The sequence below is a fragment of the Pseudomonas costantinii genome, from assembly GCF_001870435.1.
GTDB classification, from domain to species: Bacteria; Pseudomonadota; Gammaproteobacteria; order Pseudomonadales; family Pseudomonadaceae; genus Aquipseudomonas; species Aquipseudomonas costantinii.
In genome coordinates this window covers 329,662-351,061 of the sequence record NZ_MDDR01000007.1, presented here as the reverse complement: position 1 = coordinate 351,061, position 21,400 = coordinate 329,662, and the positions used below count along the sequence as shown (strand labels likewise).

Annotated in this window: 20 protein-coding genes; 16 read left to right on the top strand and 4 right to left on the bottom strand. The window is 59.7% G+C overall.

What is annotated here, in order from left to right; genetic code table 11:
- The first annotated feature begins 244 nt into the window (after positions 1-244).
- The 4 genes from BFL40_RS06605 to BFL40_RS06590 are packed head-to-tail and all read left to right on the top strand — an operon-like array spanning position 245 to position 4,603.
- Complete coding sequence (locus BFL40_RS06605) at positions 245-715, top strand: (2Fe-2S)-binding protein (protein WP_071483188.1); 471 nt, start codon at positions 245-247, stop codon at positions 713-715.
- Complete coding sequence (locus BFL40_RS06600; protein WP_071483187.1) at positions 712-3,033, top strand: xanthine dehydrogenase family protein molybdopterin-binding subunit; 2,322 nt, start codon at positions 712-714, stop codon at positions 3,031-3,033. Before BFL40_RS06605 ends, BFL40_RS06600 begins: the two co-directional genes overlap by 4 nt.
- Complete coding sequence (locus BFL40_RS06595) at positions 3,033-4,019, top strand: XdhC family protein (RefSeq protein ID WP_071483186.1); 987 nt, start codon at positions 3,033-3,035, stop codon at positions 4,017-4,019. Before BFL40_RS06600 ends, BFL40_RS06595 begins: the two co-directional genes overlap by 1 nt.
- On the top strand, positions 4,016-4,603 hold the full coding sequence (locus BFL40_RS06590; protein ID WP_071483185.1) for a nucleotidyltransferase family protein: 588 nt from the start codon (positions 4,016-4,018) through the stop codon (positions 4,601-4,603). The genes BFL40_RS06595 and BFL40_RS06590 overlap by 4 nt, the downstream gene beginning before the upstream one ends.
- Positions 4,604-4,647: 44 nt before the next feature.
- On the opposite strand, the gene BFL40_RS06585 is transcribed toward BFL40_RS06590, so the two are convergent.
- The 3 genes from BFL40_RS06585 to rne form a co-directional block, all read right to left on the bottom strand.
- Positions 4,648-5,553 (bottom strand): LysR family transcriptional regulator, encoded by a 906-nt coding sequence (locus BFL40_RS06585; protein WP_071483184.1) that lies wholly within the window; start codon positions 5,551-5,553, stop codon positions 4,648-4,650.
- Positions 5,554-5,768: 215 nt separating this feature from the next.
- Positions 5,769-6,542: an SDR family oxidoreductase gene (locus BFL40_RS06580; RefSeq protein WP_071483183.1), complete on the bottom strand. Its 774-nt coding sequence runs from the start codon at positions 6,540-6,542 to the stop codon at positions 5,769-5,771.
- A 218-nt stretch (positions 6,543-6,760) separates the two neighbouring features.
- Positions 6,761-9,955 (bottom strand): ribonuclease E, encoded by a 3,195-nt coding sequence (rne, locus tag BFL40_RS06575; RefSeq protein WP_071483182.1) that lies wholly within the window; start codon positions 9,953-9,955, stop codon positions 6,761-6,763.
- Positions 9,956-10,723: 768 nt separating this feature from the next.
- On the opposite strand from rne, the gene rluC reads away from it, so the two are divergent.
- Genes rluC through BFL40_RS06560 form a run of 3 tightly spaced genes read left to right on the top strand, consistent with a single transcriptional unit; the run spans position 10,724 to position 13,337 of the window.
- Positions 10,724-11,683, top strand: a complete 960-nt coding sequence (gene rluC, locus BFL40_RS06570) for a 23S rRNA pseudouridine(955/2504/2580) synthase RluC (protein ID WP_071483181.1) — start codon at positions 10,724-10,726, stop codon at positions 11,681-11,683.
- Positions 11,670-12,332 carry an HAD-IA family hydrolase gene (locus BFL40_RS06565; RefSeq protein ID WP_071483180.1) on the top strand — a complete coding sequence of 221 codons (663 nt, stop codon included), beginning with the start codon at positions 11,670-11,672 and terminating at the stop codon, positions 12,330-12,332. Before rluC ends, BFL40_RS06565 begins: the two co-directional genes overlap by 14 nt.
- A 21-nt stretch (positions 12,333-12,353) precedes the next feature.
- Positions 12,354-13,337, top strand: a complete 984-nt coding sequence (locus BFL40_RS06560) for a S49 family peptidase (protein ID WP_071483179.1) — start codon at positions 12,354-12,356, stop codon at positions 13,335-13,337.
- Positions 13,338-13,407: 70 nt separating this feature from the next.
- Here BFL40_RS06560 and BFL40_RS06555 read toward each other — a convergent pair whose 3' ends face one another.
- Positions 13,408-13,986 carry a Maf family protein gene (locus BFL40_RS06555; protein ID WP_071483178.1) on the bottom strand — a complete coding sequence of 193 codons (579 nt, stop codon included), beginning with the start codon at positions 13,984-13,986 and terminating at the stop codon, positions 13,408-13,410.
- Positions 13,987-14,091: 105 nt separating this feature from the next.
- Here BFL40_RS06555 and BFL40_RS06550 point away from each other — a divergent pair, with 105 nt between their 5' ends.
- The 9 genes from BFL40_RS06550 (at position 14,092) to mltG (ending at position 21,397) form a co-directional block, all read left to right on the top strand.
- Positions 14,092-14,622, top strand: a complete 531-nt coding sequence (locus BFL40_RS06550; RefSeq protein WP_071483177.1) for a YceD family protein — start codon at positions 14,092-14,094, stop codon at positions 14,620-14,622.
- Between the two features lie 13 nt (positions 14,623-14,635).
- Positions 14,636-14,818, top strand: coding sequence for a 50S ribosomal protein L32 (gene rpmF / locus BFL40_RS06545; RefSeq protein WP_008152339.1), 183 nt, complete (start codon positions 14,636-14,638; stop codon positions 14,816-14,818).
- A gap of 4 nt (positions 14,819-14,822) precedes the next feature.
- Positions 14,823-15,833: a phosphate acyltransferase PlsX gene (gene plsX / locus BFL40_RS06540; RefSeq protein ID WP_074851596.1), complete on the top strand. Its 1,011-nt coding sequence runs from the start codon at positions 14,823-14,825 to the stop codon at positions 15,831-15,833.
- A 126-nt stretch (positions 15,834-15,959) separates the two neighbouring features.
- Entirely contained in the window at positions 15,960-16,898 is a 939-nt protein-coding gene (gene fabD, locus BFL40_RS06535; protein ID WP_071483175.1) for an ACP S-malonyltransferase, read from the top strand.
- Between the two features lie 32 nt (positions 16,899-16,930).
- Complete coding sequence (gene fabG / locus BFL40_RS06530) at positions 16,931-17,674, top strand: 3-oxoacyl-ACP reductase FabG (RefSeq protein WP_071483174.1); 744 nt, start codon at positions 16,931-16,933, stop codon at positions 17,672-17,674.
- Between the two features lie 193 nt (positions 17,675-17,867).
- The gene (gene acpP / locus BFL40_RS06525) at positions 17,868-18,104 is read left to right on the top strand and encodes an acyl carrier protein (RefSeq protein ID WP_016973676.1); all 237 of its coding nucleotides are present in this window, start codon (positions 17,868-17,870) and stop codon (positions 18,102-18,104) included.
- A 110-nt stretch (positions 18,105-18,214) separates the two neighbouring features.
- Complete coding sequence (gene fabF / locus BFL40_RS06520; protein ID WP_071483173.1) at positions 18,215-19,459, top strand: beta-ketoacyl-ACP synthase II; 1,245 nt, start codon at positions 18,215-18,217, stop codon at positions 19,457-19,459.
- Entirely contained in the window at positions 19,459-20,274 is an 816-nt protein-coding gene (gene pabC, locus BFL40_RS06515; RefSeq protein ID WP_071483172.1) for an aminodeoxychorismate lyase, read from the top strand. The genes fabF and pabC overlap by 1 nt, the downstream gene beginning before the upstream one ends.
- 1 nt (position 20,275) lies before the next feature.
- Positions 20,276-21,397, top strand: a complete 1,122-nt coding sequence (gene mltG, locus BFL40_RS06510) for an endolytic transglycosylase MltG (protein WP_071483171.1) — start codon at positions 20,276-20,278, stop codon at positions 21,395-21,397.
- Positions 21,398-21,400 lie beyond the last annotated feature (3 nt).

The window sequence follows — 21,400 nt, the reverse complement described above, 5'->3', positions numbered from 1 at the left end:
CGCTGATGGCGTGAACTGACGCCAAAGCCACCCACAAACGCCCCGACTTGTTCGGGGCGTTTGCATTTGTGCCCGGTCACTCTCGGGTTTTTTGGTTTACATTAAGTCAATGCTCCATCAAAGGCCCGGTGAAGACCCGTCTTCACAAGAGAGCCTCCTCAGCCTGAGCCCATCTGTGCGCACCGAACCTGTGTGACCTGTCGCAACAGATGGCTCGCCCCTAAACGAATAGGCGGGCGTGCCCATGATTACCCTGAAGCTCAATGGTCAAGATCATCAACTGGATGTCACCGAGGATATGCCGCTGTTGTGGGCGATCCGCGATGTGGCGGGCTACAACGGCACCAAGTTCGGCTGTGGCATGGGCCTGTGCGGCGCATGCACCCTCCATATCGACGGCTCACCGGCGCGCAGTTGCATCACGCCGATCGGCTCGGTGAAAGGCCAGGCCATCAGCACCATCGACAACCTGCACACCGACCCTATCGGCCAAGTGGTGCAGCAAGCCTGGCTGGACACTGCTGTGGCCCAGTGCGGTTATTGTCAGGGCGGGCAGATCATGTCGGCCACCGCGCTGTTGAAAACCAACCCCAACCCCAGTGATGAGCAGATCGAAGAGGCAATGGTCGGCAATATCTGCCGGTGCGGCACCTACAACCGCATCAAGACTGCGATTCGCCAAGCCTCTACTCACCTGCAGGGGACCAAGGCATGAGCCAGTTACCCGCTGATTTCGTCCTCAATAACCTCAGTCGCCGTGCCTTCCTCAAGGGCGTGGGTGCCACCGGTGCGCTGGTGATTGCCGCCAGTTGGGGCCTGCCCGATGCCTTCGCCGCCGATGCCGTGAAGAAATACGGTGGCGACGGGATGCCCAATGGGCTGATCGATGACCCCAAGGTCTACGTCAGTATCGCCACCGACGGCACGGTGACTGTGGTGTGCAACCGTTCGGAAATGGGCCAGGGCGTGCGCACCAGCCTGAGCCTGGTGGTGGCCGATGAAATGGAAGCCGATTGGGCACGCGTGAAGGTCCAGCAGGCGCCGGGCGACGAGGTGCGTTTCGGCAACCAGGACACCGACGGCTCGCGCAGCATGCGTCACTGGTATGAGCCGATGCGGCGGTGCGGCGCCGGCGTTCGGGCGATGCTCGAGCAGGCGGCTGCCGAGCAATGGAAAGTCCCGGTCGGCGAATGCCGTGCACAGTTGCATAAAGTGATTCACCAACCGAGCGGTCGTGAATTCGGTTACGGCGAATTGGCTACCGCGGCCGGTGCATTGGCGGTTCCGGCACGTGACAGTCTGCGGCTCAAGCCTGCGTCGGAGTTCCGTTACATCGGTAAAGAGGGCGTCAAGGCCATCGATGGTGCCGACATCGTCAACGGTCGCGCGGTGTATGGCGCCGACGTGCATTTCGACGGCATGCTCTACGCAACCATCGCGCGACCGCAGGTGTATGGCGGCAAGGTCAAATCCTACGATGCCAGCGCGGCGTTGAAAGTGCCCGGTGTGGTCAAGGTGCTGGAAATCGAAAGCCGGCCCTTGCCCTCCGAGTTCCAACCCCTGGGTGGCGTGGCCGTGGTGGCCAGTAACACCTGGGCGGCAATCAAAGGCCGTGAGGCGCTGAACATTGTCTGGGATGACGGCGTCAACGCGGGCTACAACTCCATCGACTACCGCAAGGAGCTGGAAGCGGCGGCATTGAAGCCGGGCAAGGTGGTGCGCAATACCGGCACCCTCGATCAAGCTATGGGCGATGCCGACAGCACCCTGGAGGCGGCGTACTACCTGCCGCATTTGTCCCAGTCGCCGATGGAACCGATGGTCGCCATTGCGCGGTTTGACAAGGGCCAGTGCGAGGCGTGGGCGCCGAGTCAGGCGCCGCAAGTGACGCGTGAGCGTATCGCCGAACGTCTGGGTTTGCCGTTCGACAACGTCACGTTTAACGTCACCTTGCTGGGCGGTGGTTTCGGGCGCAAATCCAAGCCGGACTTCATCATCGAAGCGGCGGTGCTGGCCAAGGAGTTCCCCGGCAAGGCCGTGCGGGTGCAATGGACCCGTGAAGATGATATTCACAACTCCTACTTCCATACCGTGTCCGCCGAGTACCTCAAGGCTGGCCTGAACAAGGACGGCCTGCCGTCCGCCTGGCTGCATCGCACCGTCGCGCCGAGTATCACCGCGCTGTTCGCGCCGGGCATGAACCACGAGGCGCCGTTTGAGCTGGGCATGGGCTTTACCAACATGGCCTACGCGATTCCCAATGTGCGCCTGGAAAACCCCGAGGCCGCCGCTCACACCCGCGTGGGCTGGTACCGTTCGGTGTCGAACATCCCTCATGGCTTCGCGATTCAAAGCTTTGTTGATGAGTTGGCGCACAAGGCCGGGCAAGATCCGTTGCAGTATCAAATCAAGTTGCTCGGGCCGGACCGTCAGATCGATCCCAAGACCCTGAGCGATGAATGGAACTACGGCGAATCCCCTGAGCGTTACCCGATCGACACCGCGCGTCTGCGTGGCGTGTTGGAAACCGCCGCCAAGGCGGCCGGTTGGGGGCGTACGCTGCCCAAAGGCCGAGGATTGGGCTTGGCGGTGCACTACAGCTTCGTGACCTACGTGGCGGCGGTGATCGAAGTGGAAGTCAAAGGCGACGGCACGTTGATCGTGCACAAAGCCGATATTGCCGTGGACTGTGGTCCGCAGATCAACCCGGAACGCATCCGCTCGCAGTTCGAAGGTGCCTGTGTGATGGGCCTGGGTAACGCGGTTCTGGGTGAAATCAGCTTCAAGGACGGCAAGGTCCAGCAGGACAACTTCCACATGTACGAAGTGGCGCGCATGTCTCTGGCACCCAAGGAAGTCGCTGTGCACTTGGTGACGCCAAAAGGCGAGGTACCGTTGGGCGGTGTCGGTGAGCCCGGCGTGCCGCCGATTGCACCGGCGCTGTGCAATGCGATTTTTGCCGCCACGGGTAAGCGCATCCGTAACTTGCCGGTACGTTACCAGCTGCAAGGCTGGCAGGAGGCGAAGGCCTGATGGACAGTGTGGATCTGAATGTCCTGCGCAGCGTGCTCGAATGGCGCCGCGCCGGGCAACGGGTGGTGTTGTACAGCGTGGTCCAGACCTGGGGCAGCGCGCCGCGTCCGCCGGGGGCGATGTTGGCGTTACGTGGCGATGGCGTGGTGATTGGGTCGGTGTCCGGCGGCTGCATCGAGGATGATTTGATTGCGCGCTTGCAGGATGGGCGCTTGGCCGATGACGGGCCACCAGTGCAGTTGGTGACCTACGGCGTTACACGCGATGAAGCGGCGCGTTTTGGCCTGCCTTGCGGCGGTACGTTGCGCCTGACCGAAGAGCGTGTGGGCGACTGGGAGTGGGTCTCGCAACTGCTGGCACGTTGTGAGGATCACCAGATTGTCGCGCGGGAGCTGAACCTGGCCACCGGTGAAGTGACCTTGAGCGGTGCGAGCAAGACCGATGTCGTGACCTTCGATGACGAACGCCTGCGAGCCATCTACGGCCCACGCTGGCGTCTGCTGTTGATCGGTGCCGGGCAGTTGTCGCGCTATGTGGCGGAAATGGCGCGGTTGCTGGATTTCGAGGTGCTGATCTGCGATCCGCGCGAAGAGTTCGTCTACGGCTGGGAAGAGCAGCACGGCCGCTTTGTGCCGGGCATGCCGGATGAGGCGGTGCTGAATATTCAGACTGATGAACGCACGGCCATCGTCTGCCTGACCCACGATCCACGTCTGGACGATATGGCATTGCTGACGGCGTTGAATTCTTCGGCGTTCTACATTGGCGCCCTTGGTTCGCGGGTCAATAGCCACAAGCGTCGGGAGACCATGGCGGCGCTGGGTTTGTCGGCAGAGGCGATTGCGCGTTTGCATGGGCCGATTGGTTTGCATATCGGCAGCCATACGCCTGCGGAAATTGCACTGTCGCTGATGGCTGAAATTGTCGCGATCAAGAACGGCGTGGCACCGATGCAGAAAAAGCCATTGCCGGTGGTGGCCGAGTGACCGTTGCGGCGATTGTGCTGGCAGCAGGGCAGGGCAGTCGTTTTCGGGCCGAGGCGGGGGCAGACAAAGACAAATTGCTGGCTGATTGCGTCGGCCGGGATGGCGTGGTGCGGCCGGTGATCGAGCAGGTGCTGTTGAACTTGCCTGAGAGCGTAACTCAGCGTTGGTTGGTGACCTCACCAGGTCGGGTCGAGGTCATTCGCCTGGCGCAAGTGCATGGCTGTGAAGTGTTGCTGCTGCATTCGGCTGGCATGGGCGACAGTATTGCTGCGGCCGTTGCGGTCAGTGCCTCGGCGCAGGGTTGGCTGGTGTTGCTGGGGGATATGCCGTTTATTCGTCCGTCGAGCATCACGCAAGTGATGGAGGGGCTAGAGGTCGAGGGCATTCACGTGCCGGTGCATGCCGGCGAGTATGGGCACCCTGTTGCGTTCGGTCGGGCGTTCGGCCCTGCCTTGATGACGTTGACGGGCGACCGTGGGGCCAGGCCGTTGTTTACGAATGCTGCCTTAAGGGAAGTGCAGGTGGATGATCCTGGCGTTTTATGGGACGTGGATGTGCCGCAGTCATTGAGCTTCAACCTGTAGGAGTGGACGTGCTCGCGAAAACTCAAGAGCGCCGCATGGCTGCGTCATTTCTCAAAATAAGGTGACATCAATGTGCCAAGCCACTCTATGAATACGCTGAGGCGCCGGGAGCGCTGACGGCGGTCCGGATAGAGCACCGAGACCTCCATAGGTGCCGGACGATACCTCGGCATTACCTCTACCAACACGCCTACGTTGATCAAGTGTTGTACATCGAACCTGGGAACCTGAATCAAACCCAGCCCGGCACAGCAGCAAGCGATGTAGTTTTCTGCGTTGTTCACAATCACGTCAGCGGGCAGGACTTGCGTTTTTTCGATGCCGTTCTGCATGTACTGCCATGGCAGCTCAGCACCCGAAATACCAGGCGCATAGCCGACCGCTACGTGGCCTTTGGTTAACTCGTTTGGGTGTTCAGGGGTGCCATGCGTCGCCAGGTAGCCAGGACTCGCACAGTTGATGAGGGCAACCCGCCCCAGAGGCCTGACCACCAAGCTGCTGGTGTGTGGGGTTCCAAATCTGACGACACAGTCGACACGTTCTTCGATCAGATCTATCGCCCGGTCGGTGGAGCCCAGGGCGAGTTGTAACGCGGGGTAATCCCTCAAAAAGTCTGGGAGTGCGGGTACGATCAATCGACGCGCAATGCGGCTGGGAACATCAACGTCCAGACGTCCCGCGACCTGGGTCTGATGGGTGTGGAACAGTTGATCTACTTCACTGATATCAGCCAGTAGTTGTCGGGTACGTTCCAGCAGTCGAGTGCCGTCCGCCGTCAGGCATACCTTACGCGTCGTTCGGTGCAGGAGCCGAGTGCCGACACTCAATTCCAATTGCTGAATGGCCGCCGACACTGTGGCCCTCGGTAGTTGGAGAACCCGAGCGGCCTTGATGAAGCTCTCCATTTCAGCGACTTGTACGAATACACGGTACTGCTCGAACTTTTCCATACTGTGGCTACCGAGGTTTGCGCTTCAATGCTTTACCGTCTCGCCGGGATGTTTCGCCCGGGGTTGCCTGTACACGCAAGTTTGCCATGTAGGCAACGGGCTCCAATGTCGCGAAGATGCCGGCAAATTATCGAAATAACTGGATCAGCATAGAAGCTGCCAAGGCGGGCAGCGCAAATACTGATAAAGCAGTGGGCAGCTCTCCACGTTGCAGATTACTTGGTGGTGTAACCGCCGTTGATCAGAATTGTTTGGCCGGTAATCCACCAGCCGTCACTGACCAGGTGGCGAATAAAGGGAATGACATCCTGGATGTCGGTAAGGCCTGTGTGGGAGAACGACGACAGTGCGGCGGCGGTTTTATGGTAACTGACCGCATCGGCGCCTTCGGCCGGATAGAAGAACGGCGTATCCATGGGACCTGGGCCTACCGCCGTTACGGAGATCCCTCGCTCGCCAAGCTCCTTCGAGGCGGCCCGCGTAAAGTGTTCGACAGGGGCTTTTGAGCCTGCATAGGCCGCATAGAAGGGTGTAAAGGCACCGAGCAAGGACGTGACGATAGAGCAAATCTTGCCGCCGTCGTTGAGGTGTTTACCGGCTTCCTTGATGAAGAAAAATGCCGATTTGGCGTTGACGGCCATCATGTCGTCGTACTCTTTCTCGCTTATTTCGGACATCGGTTTTTTCAGGACTTTGCCGACGGTATTGATTGCAATATCGGGCTTGCCTACCGCGGCTACGGCATCGGAGAACAGCTTTTCGACGGCACCGGTTGAGGTCAAGTCCGCTTGAAAGGATACCGCTTCTGCACCCAAAGCCTTGATCGCAGCAACGGTCGCATCTGCGTCGTTTTTGCTTGATGCGCTGTTGTAGTGGATCACTATCGCTTTGGCGCCGTGCTGTGCCAGGTCGCGAGCGATCAGCCCGCCCATATTTTTTGCTCCACCGGCGATAAGAACGACTTTGCCTTTGATCGAATGGTCTGTCATGCGGGTCACTCCTTGTTGTGAAGAGGTGCCGCATAATCTCAGGAGCACAGGTTTAAAAATAAGCCCGTGATTTCTGGATAGACCGTTCGTGGATTCTGACCAATTGGGATAGCGCTCAGGGCGAACTGCCGTACGCTCATGTTGATCACAGCGTATGTGTCCGGGCATAAAAAAGCCCCGCCTGATTACTCAGGCGGGGCTTTTAGTGGCTGATGGAATCAGACGAGGGGTTTAGGCTCGTGCTCTGCTTCCAGGGCCTTTGGGGTGTGCTCTACCACTTCGTCAACGGAACGCAGGTTCTCGTCGATGGTTGGGGCAGTGTGCTCAACCACGGCTTCAGCGACGGCCGGTGCAGCAGCGGCGGCAGCGGCAGCGGCCTCAGCTTCCTTGCGACGGCGACGCACTTCACGTGGGTCGTTCGGCGCGCGACCGTTTTCGGTCAGGGCGCTGGCAGGAGCGGCTTCAGCTTCAACCACTGGAGCGGCGACTTCGGCAACCACAGGGGCTTCAACCACTGGTGCAGGCTCGGCAACCACAACCGGGGCCGCTTCAACCACTTCGGCAACCGGTGCAGGCGCCTCTTCTACCACAGGGGTAGGGGCTGGCGCTTCAACCGGCGCGGCTGGCTCGGCGGTCCACTGGAAGGCAGTCTGTTCTTCGCGAACTTCACGCACTACCGGGGCGGCTTCGACAACCGGCGCTTCAACAACAGCTTCAACCACGGGCTGAGGCTCAGCCACCGGAGCAGGCTCAACAGCAGCCACTTCCACTTCTGGTTGGGCTTCGCGAGCCGGTGCTACTTCCACTTCCGGAACCACTGGGGTTTCAATCGGAGTAGTTGCTTCAACTACCGGCGCTTCAACCACTGGAGTGTCGGCGACTGGCGCTTCTACAGCGGCGGTTTCCACGACAGCAGCAGTAGCACGCTCAGCCTGCTCGTGAGCCTGGGCCTGCGCAGGCGCGCTGATGACCGAGCTGGCAACGGCAGCGGTAACGGCCAAGCCGGCAGCCAGTTCGGCACCCGTTGGTTCGTCGGTAGCGCCTTCAGCGTGTTCGCCGGTCTCTTCCGAGCCTTCGATCACATTGCCGTTGGCATCACGTTGACGCTCACGACGGTTGCTGCGACGACGCTGGCCACGGGAGCGGCGGCGTGGACGATCACCTTCGGCGTTGTCCTGGCCATCTTCCTGCAGTTGCTCTTCGCCAGTCAGCACTTCTTCTTCGCTGTCGGCAGCGGCTTGTTCAGCGCGTGGTTGACGCTCTTCGCGCGGTGGGCGCGGTTGGCGCTCTTCACGTGGTGCGCGTTCTTCACGCGGCTGGCGCGCCGGGCGTTCTTCGGTGGTCGCTTCAGCAGCAACGGCTGGCACAGCGTCCAGTGGCTCGCGCAGTTCACGCACACGTTCTTCGCGTTCGCCACGTGGCTTGCGATCTTCACGCGGAGCGCGAGGAGTACGTGGTGCGCGCTCTTCGCGCGGTGCACGTTCTTCACGGGCTACGGCCGGGGTTTCTTCACGGGCTTCGCGAGGCGCACGCTCTTCACGTGGAGCGCGTTCTTCACGCGGTGCACGTTCTTCGCGAGGCTTGCGCTCTTCGTCACGGCGACCGTTGCGGTTACGGCTCTGCTGGCGACCGTTGCGACGCTCTTCGTTACGCGCCGGGCGCTCGGTAGCCGGTTTTTCAACCACTACCGGAGCAACAGGCTCTTCTTTAGTCGCGAACAGGCTCACCAACGACTTCACCAGGCCTTTGAACAGGCTTGGCTCAGGCAGGGCGGCCGGAGCGGCAACCGGAGCGGCAACTTCAGTCGGGACTGGAGCGTTGGCACGGGCCGGCGCGGTTTTAACGGCAGCTTCCTGGCGAACCAGTGTGCGGGTCGCGGCAGCCGGCTGGACTTCTTCCACTTCAGCAGCGGCAGCAGCGATTTCGTAGCTGGACTGGTTGTTGTGGGCTTCCGGGCTGTCATCACGCAGGCGCTGCACTTCGAAGTGCGGCGTTTCCAGGTGATCGTTCGGCAAGATGACGATACGGGCACGGGTGCGCAGTTCGATCTTGGTGATCGAGTTGCGTTTTTCGTTGAGCAGGAAAGCGGCAACCGGGATCGGCACTTGTGCGCGGACTTCGGCGGTACGGTCTTTCAGTGCTTCTTCTTCGATCAGGCGCAGGATCGCCAAAGACAGCGATTCAACGTCACGGATGATGCCGGTGCCGTTGCAACGCGGGCAGACGATGCCGCTGCTTTCACCCAGGGATGGGCGCAGGCGCTGACGGGACATTTCCAGCAGGCCGAAGCGCGAGATACGGCCGACTTGCACGCGGGCACGGTCAGCTTCCAGGCATTCGCGGACTTTTTCTTCCACGGCGCGCTGGTTCTTGGCTGGGGTCATGTCGATGAAGTCGATCACGATCAGGCCGCCGATGTCACGCAGGCGCAGCTGGCGGGCGATTTCTTCAGCCGCTTCCAGGTTGGTCTGCAGGGCAGTTTCTTCGATGTCGCTGCCTTTGGTGGCGCGCGCCGAGTTGATGTCGATGGACACCAGGGCTTCGGTCGGGTCGATCACGATGGAGCCGCCGGAAGGCAGTTCGACCACGCGCTGGAAGGCGGTCTCGATCTGGCTTTCGATCTGGAAACGGTTGAACAGCGGAACGCTGTCTTCGTACAGCTTGATCTTGCTGGCGTACTGCGGCATCACTTGACGGATGAAAGTCAGGGCTTCGTCCTGGGCTTCAACACTGTCGATCAGCACTTCGCCGATGTCCTGGCGCAGGTAATCGCGGATGGCGCGGATGATCACGTTGCTTTCCTGATAGATCAGGAACGGCGCGGAACGATCCAGGGACGCTTCTTTGATAGCGGTCCACAGTTGCAGCAGGTAATCGAGGTCCCACTGCATTTCTTCGCTGCTGCGGCCCAGGCCGGCAGTGCGAACGATCAGGCCCATGTCGGCAGGTGCGATCAAGCCGTTCAGCGCTTCACGCAATTCGTTGCGTTCTTCGCCTTCGATGCGACGGGAAATGCCGCCGGCACGTGGGTTGTTCGGCATCAGGACCAGGTAACGGCCAGCCAGGCTGATGAAGGTGGTCAGGGCTGCGCCCTTGTTGCCACGTTCTTCTTTTTCGACCTGAACGATAACTTCCTGGCCTTCGCTCAGGACGTCCTTGATGTTCACGCGGCCTTCAGGGGCTTTCTTGAAGTATTCGCGGGAGATTTCTTTGAGGGGCAGGAAGCCGTGGCGCTCGGAGCCGAAATCGACAAAGGCAGCCTCAAGGCTTGGTTCGATGCGAGTAATACGGCCTTTATAGATGTTGGCCTTTTTTTGCTCGCGTGCACCGGATTCGATGTCCAGGTCGTAGAGGCGCTGGCCATCTACCAGTGCAACACGCAACTCTTCGGGTTGAGTTGCGTTAATCAGCATTCTTTTCATGTTGTACCGTCGGTTTCCGGGCTGCCGGAAACGGCGTTCGGCACACACGACTTCTCACGGTCGGTGTCAGGTGCGTCAAGAGTGGTTGGCCACTCCAGTGTCCAGCAAAAACCAGCCAATTGGGCCGGTATCGCGACGGACGCGTCCTGCTTGTTAGCGGTGGTGACAAAGGCACCACTTCAACAAAAGCTAAGGTCAGGAGGAGGAATCAACCGGCGACTGTGGACGAGATGAAGCGTCTAAATATAAGCCTAGTGCTACACGGTCCGACGGTTGTGCATCTCCACCCTACACGTATCCCTGATAATTCGGGTGCTGCCGCGCGCAGAATCCGCAGCGGGTTGGCATTTACCGTGTTCTCCAATGGGGAGTCCACGCTCATGGCTAAACAAGACTAGGTGTGGGCGACTGCGCTCTCACTCAGCTCTTAACAGGCGTTGTTTCCGAAGCATTCGCCATGGTCTGGCTCAAGACTGACTGCACTTTGTGAACTGGCCGTAAATATCGGCGCAGAACGCGAGTATTCACTCTGCTTTCTGCACTCGCTTCAGGCCTCATGTCACCTGCGCTTGTTACAATCTCGAGCCTTCCAAGGTGGCGAAAGCCCCGTAGGACGGCCTCGCGTCCTGATGAATTGCGATGGTCAGGGCCGGCAGTTTGCCGCAAGTCCTCTGTCCAGGCCGCTTTTGGCGGCGTTCGCGACTATAGCAGCAATGATTAAGTGCTTCAATTCCATAAAAAATTGTTATCATCGCCGTCATGACGACTACCGCCCCCCAGACCCCCAGCGTCCAGCTGCTCGAGGTCTCGCCGGAATATGCCGGCCAACGCATCGACAATTTTCTCCTGGCCAGGCTCAAAGGCGTGCCCAAGACCTTGATTTACCGCATCTTGCGTAAAGGCGAAGTGCGCGTGAACAAGGGCCGGATCAAGCCTGAGTACAAGCTGCAGGCGGGCGATATCGTCCGTGTACCGCCAGTTCGTGTGCCTGAACGTGATGAGCCCGTGCCATTGGCCCAAGGCCTGTTGCAACGCCTTGAAGCGTCGATTGTCTTCGAAGACAACAAGCTGATTGTGATCAACAAGCCTTGCGGCATTGCGGTTCATGGCGGCAGCGGCCTGACTTTTGGCGTGATCGAAGCCTTTCGTCAGTTGCGTCCGGATGCCAAGGAGTTGGAGTTGGTTCACCGCTTGGACCGTGACACTTCCGGCCTGTTGATGATCGCCAAGAAGCGCAGCATGTTGCGTCACCTGCACACCGCCCTGCGTGGCGATGGCGTGGACAAGCGCTACATGGCGCTGGTGCGTGGCAATTGGGCCAGTTCCATCAAGAGCGTCCGCGCGCCGTTGCAGAAGAGCAACCTGCGTTCCGGTGAGCGCATGGTGGAAGTGGACGAGGAGGGCAAAGAAGCCCTGACCTTGTTCAAGGTGCTGCGCCGTTTCGGCGATTTCGCCACCATGGTTGAGGCCAAGCCGGTTACTGGTCGTACCCACCAGATCCGTGTGCATACCCTGCATGCAGGTCACTGCATTGCTGGCGACACCAAGTACGGCGACGAGGATTTCTCCAAGGAGATTCGCGATCTGGGCGGCAAGCGCCTGTTTTTGCATGCCTACATGCTCACAGTGCCGTTACCTGATGGCGGTGAACTGAAGCTGCAGGCGCCGGTCGATGAAATGTGGGCCAAAACCGTGGAGCGTTTGAGTGTCGCACCTTGATTACAAGCTGCTGATTTTTGATTGGGATGGGACGCTGGCCAACTCCATTGGTCGGATTGTTGAGTCGATGCACGTGGCTTCGACCCGTTCGGGCTTCGAGCTGTGCAGCGACCATGCGGTCAAGGGCATCATCGGCCTGGGCTTGCCTGAGGCGATCCGCACCTTGTACCCGGAGATCGGCGACGAAGAGTTGATAGCGTTTCGGCAGCACTACGCTGATCACTACATTGCGTTGGAAGCTGAGCCTTCGCCGCTGTTTGATGGCGTAAGGCAATCCCTGGAAGCGTTTCGCGCCGAGGGTTATCACCTGGCCGTAGCTACCGGCAAGGCCCGTCGCGGCCTGGATCGTGTACTCAAGGCCCATGGTTGGGAAGACTATTTCGATATCACCCGCGCTGCGGATGAAACCGCCAGCAAGCCCCATCCCCTGATGCTGGAGCAGATTCTTGCGCATTGTGGCGTAGCTCCACGCCAGGCGTTGATGGTGGGCGATGCCTCCTTCGACCTGATGATGGCGCGCAACGCTGGCATGGACAGCGTGGCAGTCAGCTATGGCGCCCAGTCAGCCGAGGCCTTGCAGCAATACGAGCCCAGGCTGACGATTGATCATTTTTCCGAATTGCAGGCCTGGCTAAGTCGGGCTCAATAAGTCTTTGCTGGGGTTGATGGCATGAGTGATGAGTGGAAAGCGCCCGAAAAGGCCGAAAGCGGTGATGACAAAAGCTGGAAGCTGCTGGAGAAAACCCTCCTGGCCGGTGTTCAGGAGCAGCGTCGTGCACGGCGTTGGGGGATCTTCTTCAAGCTGCTGACCTTTGTTTACCTGCTTGGCATGCTGGCGCTGTTCAGTCCGCTGATGGACGTGGAAAAGAGCGCCACTCGCGGCAGCAACTACACCGCATTGATCGAAGTGCGCGGGGTGATTGCCGACAAGGAGTCAGCCAGTGCCGACAATATCGTCAGCAGTCTGCGTACTGCGTTCGAAGACCCTAAGGTCAAAGGCGTGATCCTGCGCATCAACAGTCCGGGCGGCAGCCCTGTGCAGTCGGGCTATGTGTATGACGAGATCCGCCGTCTGCGTGCATTGCACCCGGATACCAAGCTGTACGCAGTGATTTCCGATCTGGGTGCCTCGGGCGCCTATTACATTGCCAGTGCGGCTGACCAGATCTATGCCGACAAGGCCAGTCTGGTAGGTTCCATTGGTGTCACGGCGGCGGGTTACGGTTTTGTCGGTACCATGGAAAAGCTGGGTGTGGAGCGTCGGACCTACACTTCGGGTGAGCACAAGTCGTTCCTGGACCCGTTTCAGCCGCAAAAGGCTGATGAAACCCAATTCTGGCAGGGCGTGCTCGACACTACCCATCGTCAGTTCATTGCCAGCGTCAAGCAGGGTCGCGGGGATCGTCTGAAGGATAAAGATCACCCAGAGCTGTTCTCCGGGCTGGTTTGGTCGGGCGAGCAGGCTTTGCCGCTGGGCTTGATCGATGGCCTGGGCAGTGCCAGTTCGGTGGCGCGGGATGTGATTGGCGAGAAAGAGCTGGTGGACTTCACCGTTCAAGAGTCAACGTTTGACCGTTTCTCCAAGAAACTTGGTGCCAGCGTGGCTGAGAAGTTGGCGTTGTACATGGGCTTTCAAGGCCCGACCTTGCGCTGAGTTCTAGCAGGCGCAGAGTTTAAAGTGTGGGAGCGGGCAAGCCAGCTCCCGCACTGGTTTTGTGGTGGCCTTAAGGCGTTTGCACGCCTTCGGCCAGCAACATGTCCACCAGGCGAATCAGCGGCAGTCCCACCAGGCTGGTGGCATCCGGACCTTCGGTGCTCTGGAACAAGCTCACGCCCAGCCCCTCGGCCTTGAAGCTGCCTGCACAGTCGTAGGGTTGCTCGATCCGCAGGTAACGCTCTATACGCTCAGCATCCAACGCTCGCATTTGCACGGTAAACGGCACGCAGTCCACCTGGCAGTGTCCGGTCTCACTATTTAGCAGTGCCAGGCCAGTGAGGAAGCTGACACGCTTGCCGCTGGCCGCCAGCAACTGTTCGCGGGCGTTTTCGAAGGTGTGGGGTTTGCCGATGATGCGGCCTTCCAATGTGGCCACCTGGTCCGAGCCGATAATCAGATGTCTTGGGTGGCTGCTGGCGAGGGCGCGGGCTTTTTCTTCGGCCAGGCGTTTGACCAGCTCAATCGCGGACTCATTTGCGCGATGGCTTTCATCGATATCCGGTGAGCTGCAGATGAATGGCAGGTGCAGGCGGCTCAGCAATTCCCGGCGATAAACCGAGCTGGATGCGAGTAATAAAGGCAGCATGGGCGTCTCCTCAGGGCTGCGGGGGATTCTAGCGGGGCGACCGGCTGACGCACAGGGCTGAATTTCCTTTGACATGGCTGGGTGCATCCCTATAATGCTGCGCCTATGTTGAATGACCCGATTCCACCTCACGTTGACCCGCGCAAATTGGCAGATCGTGGCACTTCCCTTCAAGGTGAGTTGCTGCTGGCCGATTTGGAGAGACTCTGCGACCCGCTTTCCGACACTGTCGGTACGGTGCAGGCTAAATTCGTTTTTGAACGAGATGAACGTAAGTCTGTGGTAATCCACAGCTTTATCGACACCGAAGTCAAAATGGTTTGCCAGCGTTGTCTTGAGCTGGTCACCCTGCCGATTCACAGCGAATGCAGTTACGCTGTGGTGAAGGAGGGTGCGAATACCCAGTCGTTACCGAAAGGTTATGACGTGCTGGAACTGGGCGAAGATCCTTTGGATCTGCATGCACTGATCGAGGAGGAGCTTTTGCTCGCCTTGCCCATTGTGCCTGCTCATCATCCGGAAGAATGCCAGCAGCCGGAGGGGCTCGATGACGAGCTCGAACCGAGCGAGGACGAGGTAACGCGGTCCAACCCGTTCAGTGTATTGGCGCAGTTAAAGCGTGACCCAAACGTTTAGGAGTTAATCAATTATGGCTGTTCAGCAGAACAAAAAATCCCGTTCCGCCCGTGACATGCGCCGTTCGCACGACGCCCTGACGGCGAGCACTCTGTCTGTAGAAAAAACCACCGGTGAAATTCACCTGCGTCACCACGTATCGCCAGAAGGCGTATACCGTGGCCGTAAAGTGATCGACAAGGGCGCTGACGAGTAATCACTTGTCTGCTCTAGTCATCGCGATAGACGCAATGGGCGGGGACTTCGGTCCCCGCAGCATTGTTCAGGCCTGCATTGCCAGCCTGTCCGCCACGCCCTCGCTGCACCTGACCCTCGTCGGTCAACCCTCCCTCCTTGAAGAACTGATTGCCAGCCATCCGGCGGTGGATCGCGCGCGCCTGACTATTACGCCAGCCAGCGAAACCATCAGCATGGATGACAAGCCGGCGACGGCCCTGCGCGGCAAGCCCGACTCTTCAATGCGTGTGGCTCTGGAGTTGTTGCGTGATGGCAAGGTGCAAGCCTGTGTCAGTGCCGGCAATACTGGAGCCCTGATGGCACTGTCGCGGTATGTGCTCAAGACGCTGCCGGGTATTGATCGACCGGCGATGGTCGCGGCAATTCCGACGCAGAAAGGCTATTGCCAATTGCTGGACTTGGGTGCGAACGTCGATTGCAGTGCCGAGCACCTGTTCCAGTTCGCCGTGATGGGCTCGGTGGCTGCCGAAGCGCTGGGCGTGGCCCGGCCTCGGGTAGCGTTGCTGAATATCGGCACCGAGGACATTAAGGGCAACCAGCAGGTCAAGCTCGCCGCCACCTTATTGCAAGGTGCGCGGGGCTTGAATTACATCGGCTTTGTCGAAGGTGACGGTTTGTACCGTGGCGAGGCGGATGTGGTGGTGTGCGACGGTTTTGTCGGCAATATCCTGCTTAAGTCCAGCGAAGGCTTGGCGACCATGATTGCCACGCGTATCGAAGCCTTGTTCAAGCAGAATCTGGCGTCGCGCATGGTAGGTGCCCTAGCGCTGCCGTTGATGCGACGCTTGCAGGCTGACCTGGCGCCGGCGCGGCACAATGGTGCAAGCTTTCTCGGGCTTCAAGGCATTGTGGTGAAGAGCCATGGCTCGGCGGGCGTAGAGGGCTTTCAAAGTGCGATTGCGCGGGCGTTGATCGAGATCCAGGAAAACCTGCCGCAACGCTTGCACGGCCGTCTTGAGGATCTGTTGCCTTAGGCGAATCGGCCCGGGAGTGCTTAAATGTGACCGGCCAGTTCAATTGACCATCCAATCTGTCAGTTTCGTACGCTCCCACCGTAGGAGCGCGTATTTTTGACGACCAGATCATTAGGGGCTTGTTACATGTCTACATCCCTCGCATTCGTCTTTCCAGGGCAGGGTTCGCAGTCCCTCGGCATGTTGGCCGAGCTGGGCGCGCAATATCCGCTGGTCCTGGAAACCTTCAAGGAAGCTTCCGATGCCCTGGGTTACGACCTGTGGGCGCTGACCCAGCAGGGGCCGGAAGAGCAACTCAATCAAACCGATAAAACCCAGCCGGCCATCCTGACCGCTTCGATCGCCCTGTGGCGCTTGTGGCTGGCCGAAGGCGGCGCGCGCCCGGCTTACGTGGCCGGTCACAGCCTGGGCGAATACAGCGCCCTGGTGGCTGCGGGCAGCCTGACCCTTGGTGAAGCGGTCAAGCTGGTTGAGCGTCGTGGCCAGTTGATGCAGGAAGCCGTTCCGGCCGGGCAGGGCGGCATGGCCGCTATCCTCGGTCTGGATGATGCTGTTGTGATTGAAGCCTGCGCTGAAGCGGCCCAAGGCGAAGTCGTCAGCGCGGTAAACTTCAACTCCCCGGGCCAGGTGGTAATCGCCGGCGCCAAGGCGGCTGTCGAGCGCGCCATCGAAGGCTGCAAGGCGCGTGGCGCCAAGCGTGCCTTGCCTTTGCCGGTCAGCGTGCCGTCCCACTGCGAGCTGATGCGTCCGGCCGCCGAGCGTTTTGCCGAGTCCATCGCCGCCATCAACTGGCAAGCGCCGCAGATCCCGCTGGTGCAGAACGTCAGCGCGGCCGTTGCCGCCGACCTCGATACCCTTAAGCGCGACCTGCTGGAGCAACTCTACAAGCCGGTGCGCTGGGTTGAGTCGGTCCAGACCCTGGCCGCCAATGGCGCCACAGAATTGGTCGAGTGTGGCCCGGGCAAAGTCCTGGCTGGCTTGAACAAGCGCTGCGCCGACGGCGTGTCGACTTCCAACCTGAATACCCCGGATGCCTTTGCTGCCGCTCGCGCGGCACTGGTCTGAACCCCTGATCCCCGAACTAAGGAGAAGCCTGCATGAGTCTGCAAGGTAAAGTTGCACTGGTTACCGGCGCAAGCCGTGGCATTGGCCAGGCGATCGCCCTGGAACTGGGCCGTCAGGGCGCCATTGTGATCGGCACCGCCACTTCCGCCTCGGGTGCCGAGCGTATCGCCGCGACCTTGAAGGAAAACGGCGTTCAGGGCACCGGCCTTGAACTGAACGTGACCAATGATGAGTCAGTTGCCGCTGTCCTGGCCGAAATCACTGCACAGTTCGGCGCGCCGGCTATTCTGGTGAACAACGCCGGTATTACCCGCGACAACCTGATGATGCGTATGAAAGACGACGAGTGGCATGATGTCGTTGATACCAACTTGAACAGTCTGTTTCGCCTGTCCAAGGGTGTTTTGCGCGGTATGACCAAGGCGCGTTGGGGCCGAATTATCAATATTGGCTCCGTAGTGGGTGCCATGGGCAACGCAGGCCAAGTAAACTACGCAGCCGCCAAGGCCGGTCTGGAAGGTTTCAGCCGTGCATTGGCCCGTGAAGTCGGTTCGCGGTCGATTACGGTCAATTCGGTAGCCCCTGGGTTCATCGACACCGATATGACCCGTGAACTGCCGGAAGCGCAGCGTGAAGCCTTGCTGACACAGATTCCGCTGGGCCGCTTGGGCCAGGCTCAAGAGATCGCGAATGTGGTCACTTTCCTGGCATCCGACGGTGCGGCATACGTGACTGGGGCTACAATCCCGGTTAACGGCGGGATGTACATGAGTTAAATTGTGACGGATCGCTTCAAAAAAATGTCATACGAGCTGTCTAAAATCCGTTATAAAGCTGCAACTTAATTTATAGGCAGGTGGTCGACCGGGTACGGGGGTGAAGCTTTCAGTTGAAAAGCTGAAAAGCCTTTCTATACACTTACCCACTGGCCAGCTGCCTGAATTTGTCCATTAGGAGTGAAAACAAGGTATGAGCACCATCGAAGAGCGCGTCAAGAAAATCGTTGCCGAGCAACTGGGCGTTAAAGAAGAAGAAGTGACCAACTCCGCTTCCTTCGTTGAAGACCTGGGTGCCGACTCCCTTGACACCGTTGAGCTGGTGATGGCTCTGGAAGAGGAATTCGAGACCGAAATCCCGGACGAAGAAGCTGAAAAAATCACTACTGTTCAAGCTGCTATCGACTACGTTACTGCCCACCAGGCGTAATAGTTTTTAGTCGTCGCTTGCTGTTGGGAAAAACCGCACTGCTGTTACAGCGTGCGGTTTTTTCTTTAGCTCTATAGCAAAGTGTCGTCATTAGAAAAAAGGAGAGTGCTGTGTCGCGTAGACGCGTCGTAGTCACCGGTATGGGTATGTTGTCGCCACTGGGTACGGATGTGCCGAGCAGTTGGCAGGGCATTCTGGCTGGCCACAGTGGTATTGGTCTGATCGAACACACGGACCTTTCTGCCTATTCCACCCGTTTTGGCGGCTCGGTAAAGGGCTTCAATGTCGAGGAATACCTCTCGGTCAAAGAGTCCCGCAAACTCGACCTGTTCATTCAATACGGCCTGGCAGCCGGTTTTCAGGCGGTGCGTAATGCCGGCCTGGAAGTCACCGACGCCAACCGTGACCGCATCGGCGTGGCCATGGGTTCGGGTATTGGCGGTTTGACCAATATCGAAGAAACCAGCCGCACGCTGCACGATTCCGGCCCTCGTCGAATTTCACCGTTCTTCGTACCGGGCTCGATCATCAATATGATTTCCGGTTTCCTGTCCATCCACTTGGGCGCACAGGGGCCTAACTACGCCATTGCTACGGCGTGCACTACGGGGACTCACTGCATCGGCATGGCGGCGCGCAACATCGCCTATGACGAAGCCGACGTGATGATCGCTGGTGGCGCCGAAATGGCCGCCTGCGGCCTGGGCATGGGCGGCTTTGGCGCGTCTCGTGCGCTGTCGACCCGCAACGATGAGCCGACCCGTGCCAGCCGTCCCTGGGACAAAGGCCGTGACGGCTTTGTATTGGCCGACGGCGCCGGCGCGTTGGTGCTGGAAGAGCTGGAGCACGCCAAAGCGCGTGGTGCCACTATCTACGCCGAACTGATCGGTTTTGGCATGAGCGGCGACGCTTACCACATGACCTCGCCACCGTCCGACGGTGCCGGTGCTGCACGTTGCATCACCAACGCCTTGCGCGATGCGAAGGTCAACGCCAACCAGGTGCAGTACATCAACGCCCACGGCACTTCGACGCCGACTGGCGATTTGGCGGAAGCCCAGGCCATCAAGTCGGTGTTTGGCGAACACGCCTACAACCTGGCGGTCAGCTCCACCAAGTCCATGACCGGCCACCTGTTGGGTGCGGCGGGCGCGGTTGAGGCGATCTTCAGCGTGATGGCCATCAAGGATCAGGTCGCTCCGCCGACCATCAACCTCGATGAGCCGGACGAAGGCTGCGACCTGAACTTCGTGCCGCACGAAGCGCAGCCGATGCCGATCGATGTGGTGATCTCCAACTCGTTCGGTTTTGGTGGCACCAACGGTTCCCTGGTGTTCCGCCGGTTCGCCGAGTGATGCACAGCTGGGTCGACGGTCAGCCAGCGGACACAGTGCCCCTGAAAGATCGCGGCCTGGCGTATGGCGATGGCGTTTTTGAAACCATCGCCGTCAAGGCTGGGCAGCCCGTGCTGCTCGACCGCCACCTGCAACGCCTCGATGAGGGTTGCAGGCGCCTTGCCTTGGTTGCGGATCAAGTGCTGATCCGCAGCGAAGTGCTGGCCTATGCCGCGGCTCTTGGCGATGGTGTGCTCAAGTTGATCCTCACTCGCGGCGACAGCCTGCGCGGTTATGGCATCAACCCCGGCGCCCCGGTGCGCCGTATCTTGCAGGGCAGTCCGCCCGCTACCTATCCCCAGGCTCATGGAACTGATGGCATCCGCCTGTTTCCCTGCGCCACCCGCCTGGCCGAACAGCCGTTACTGGCCGGTCTCAAGCACCTTAATCGCCTCGAACAAGTCATCGCCCGCGCCGAGTGGCAAGACGCCGAGCATGCTGAGGGTTTGATGCTGGATATGTCCGGTCGCGTGATCGAGGGCGTATTCAGTAACCTGTTTCTGGTGCGCAACGGCGTGTTACTAACCGCTGATCTGAATCGTTGCGGGGTTGCCGGGGTCATGCGTGCGGAGATTCTGACGCAGGCGCAGGCGCTGGGCATCCCGCAGGCTGTGGTCGACATCAGCCTCGAGCAGTTGCAGCAAGCCGACGAAGTCTTTGTGTGCAACAGCGTTTATGGCATTTGGCCGGTGCGTGGGTGCGCTGCGATGAGCTGGTCGGTTGGGCCGCTCACCCGTAAACTGCAGGGCATTGTTCGCGCGCTATTGGATATTTGAGTTGATACGAAAACTGGTTTTACTGCTGCAGATCGGCCTGGTCTCGGCAGGCTTGCTGCTGGGCTTCTCAGCCTGGAAGCTCGACTCTGCCTTGAAGCAACCCCTGAATCTGACCCAGGAACAATTGCTCGACGTGCCTGCCGGGGCAACCCCGACGGGCACCTTCAATCGCCTTGAAGCTGAAGGCGTGCTCGACGATGCCTTCTGGCTGCGCCTTTACTGGCGCTTCAACCTCGACGGCCAGCCCCTGCACAGCGGCGAATACCGCATGGCCCCCGGTCTGACCGCCGAAGGCTTGATCGGCCTGTGGCAGCGCGGCGAAGTGGTGCAATACAGCCTGACCCTGGTGGAAGGCTGGAACTTCCGTCAGGTGCGCTCAGCCCTGGCCAAGCACGAAAAAATTGTGCAGACCCTCTCGGGCCTGAGTGACAGCGAAGTGATGGACAAGCTCGGTCACCCTGGTGTGTTCCCTGAAGGGCGCTTCTTTCCCGATACCTATCGCTTCGTGCGTGGCATGACCGATGTCGACTTCCTGAAAAAAGCTTACAACCGCCTCGACGATGTGCTCGCTCAGGAGTGGAGTAAACGCGCTGCCGATGCGCCGTACACCGACCCTTATCAAGCGCTGATCATGGCCTCTCTGGTCGAAAAAGAAACCGGTGTACCGGAAGAACGTGGGCAGATCGCCGGCGTGTTTGTACGGCGCATGAAGATCGGCATGCTGTTGCAGACCGACCCGACGGTGATCTATGGCCTGGGGGAGCGCTACAACGGCAAGTTGACCCGTGCTCATCTCAAGGAAGCCAACCCGTACAACACCTACATGATCGCTGGCCTGCCACCGACGCCAATCGCCATGGTCGGCCGCGAGGCGATCCATGCGGCACTGAACCCGGTGTCGGGCAGCAGCCTGTATTTCGTCGCCCGTGGCGATGGCAGCCATATTTTCTCTGATGATCTGGATGCGCATAATGCCGCTGTGCGTGAGTTTCAGCTCAAGCGCCGTGCGGATTATCGATCCAGCCCGGCGCCGTCGGTAAAACCGCAGGAAGACGCCCCGCCACCGGCCGATGTGCCTACCGAGCCTGCGCCGGACACCGCCGCGCCGCAAAGCTCGCAATGACTC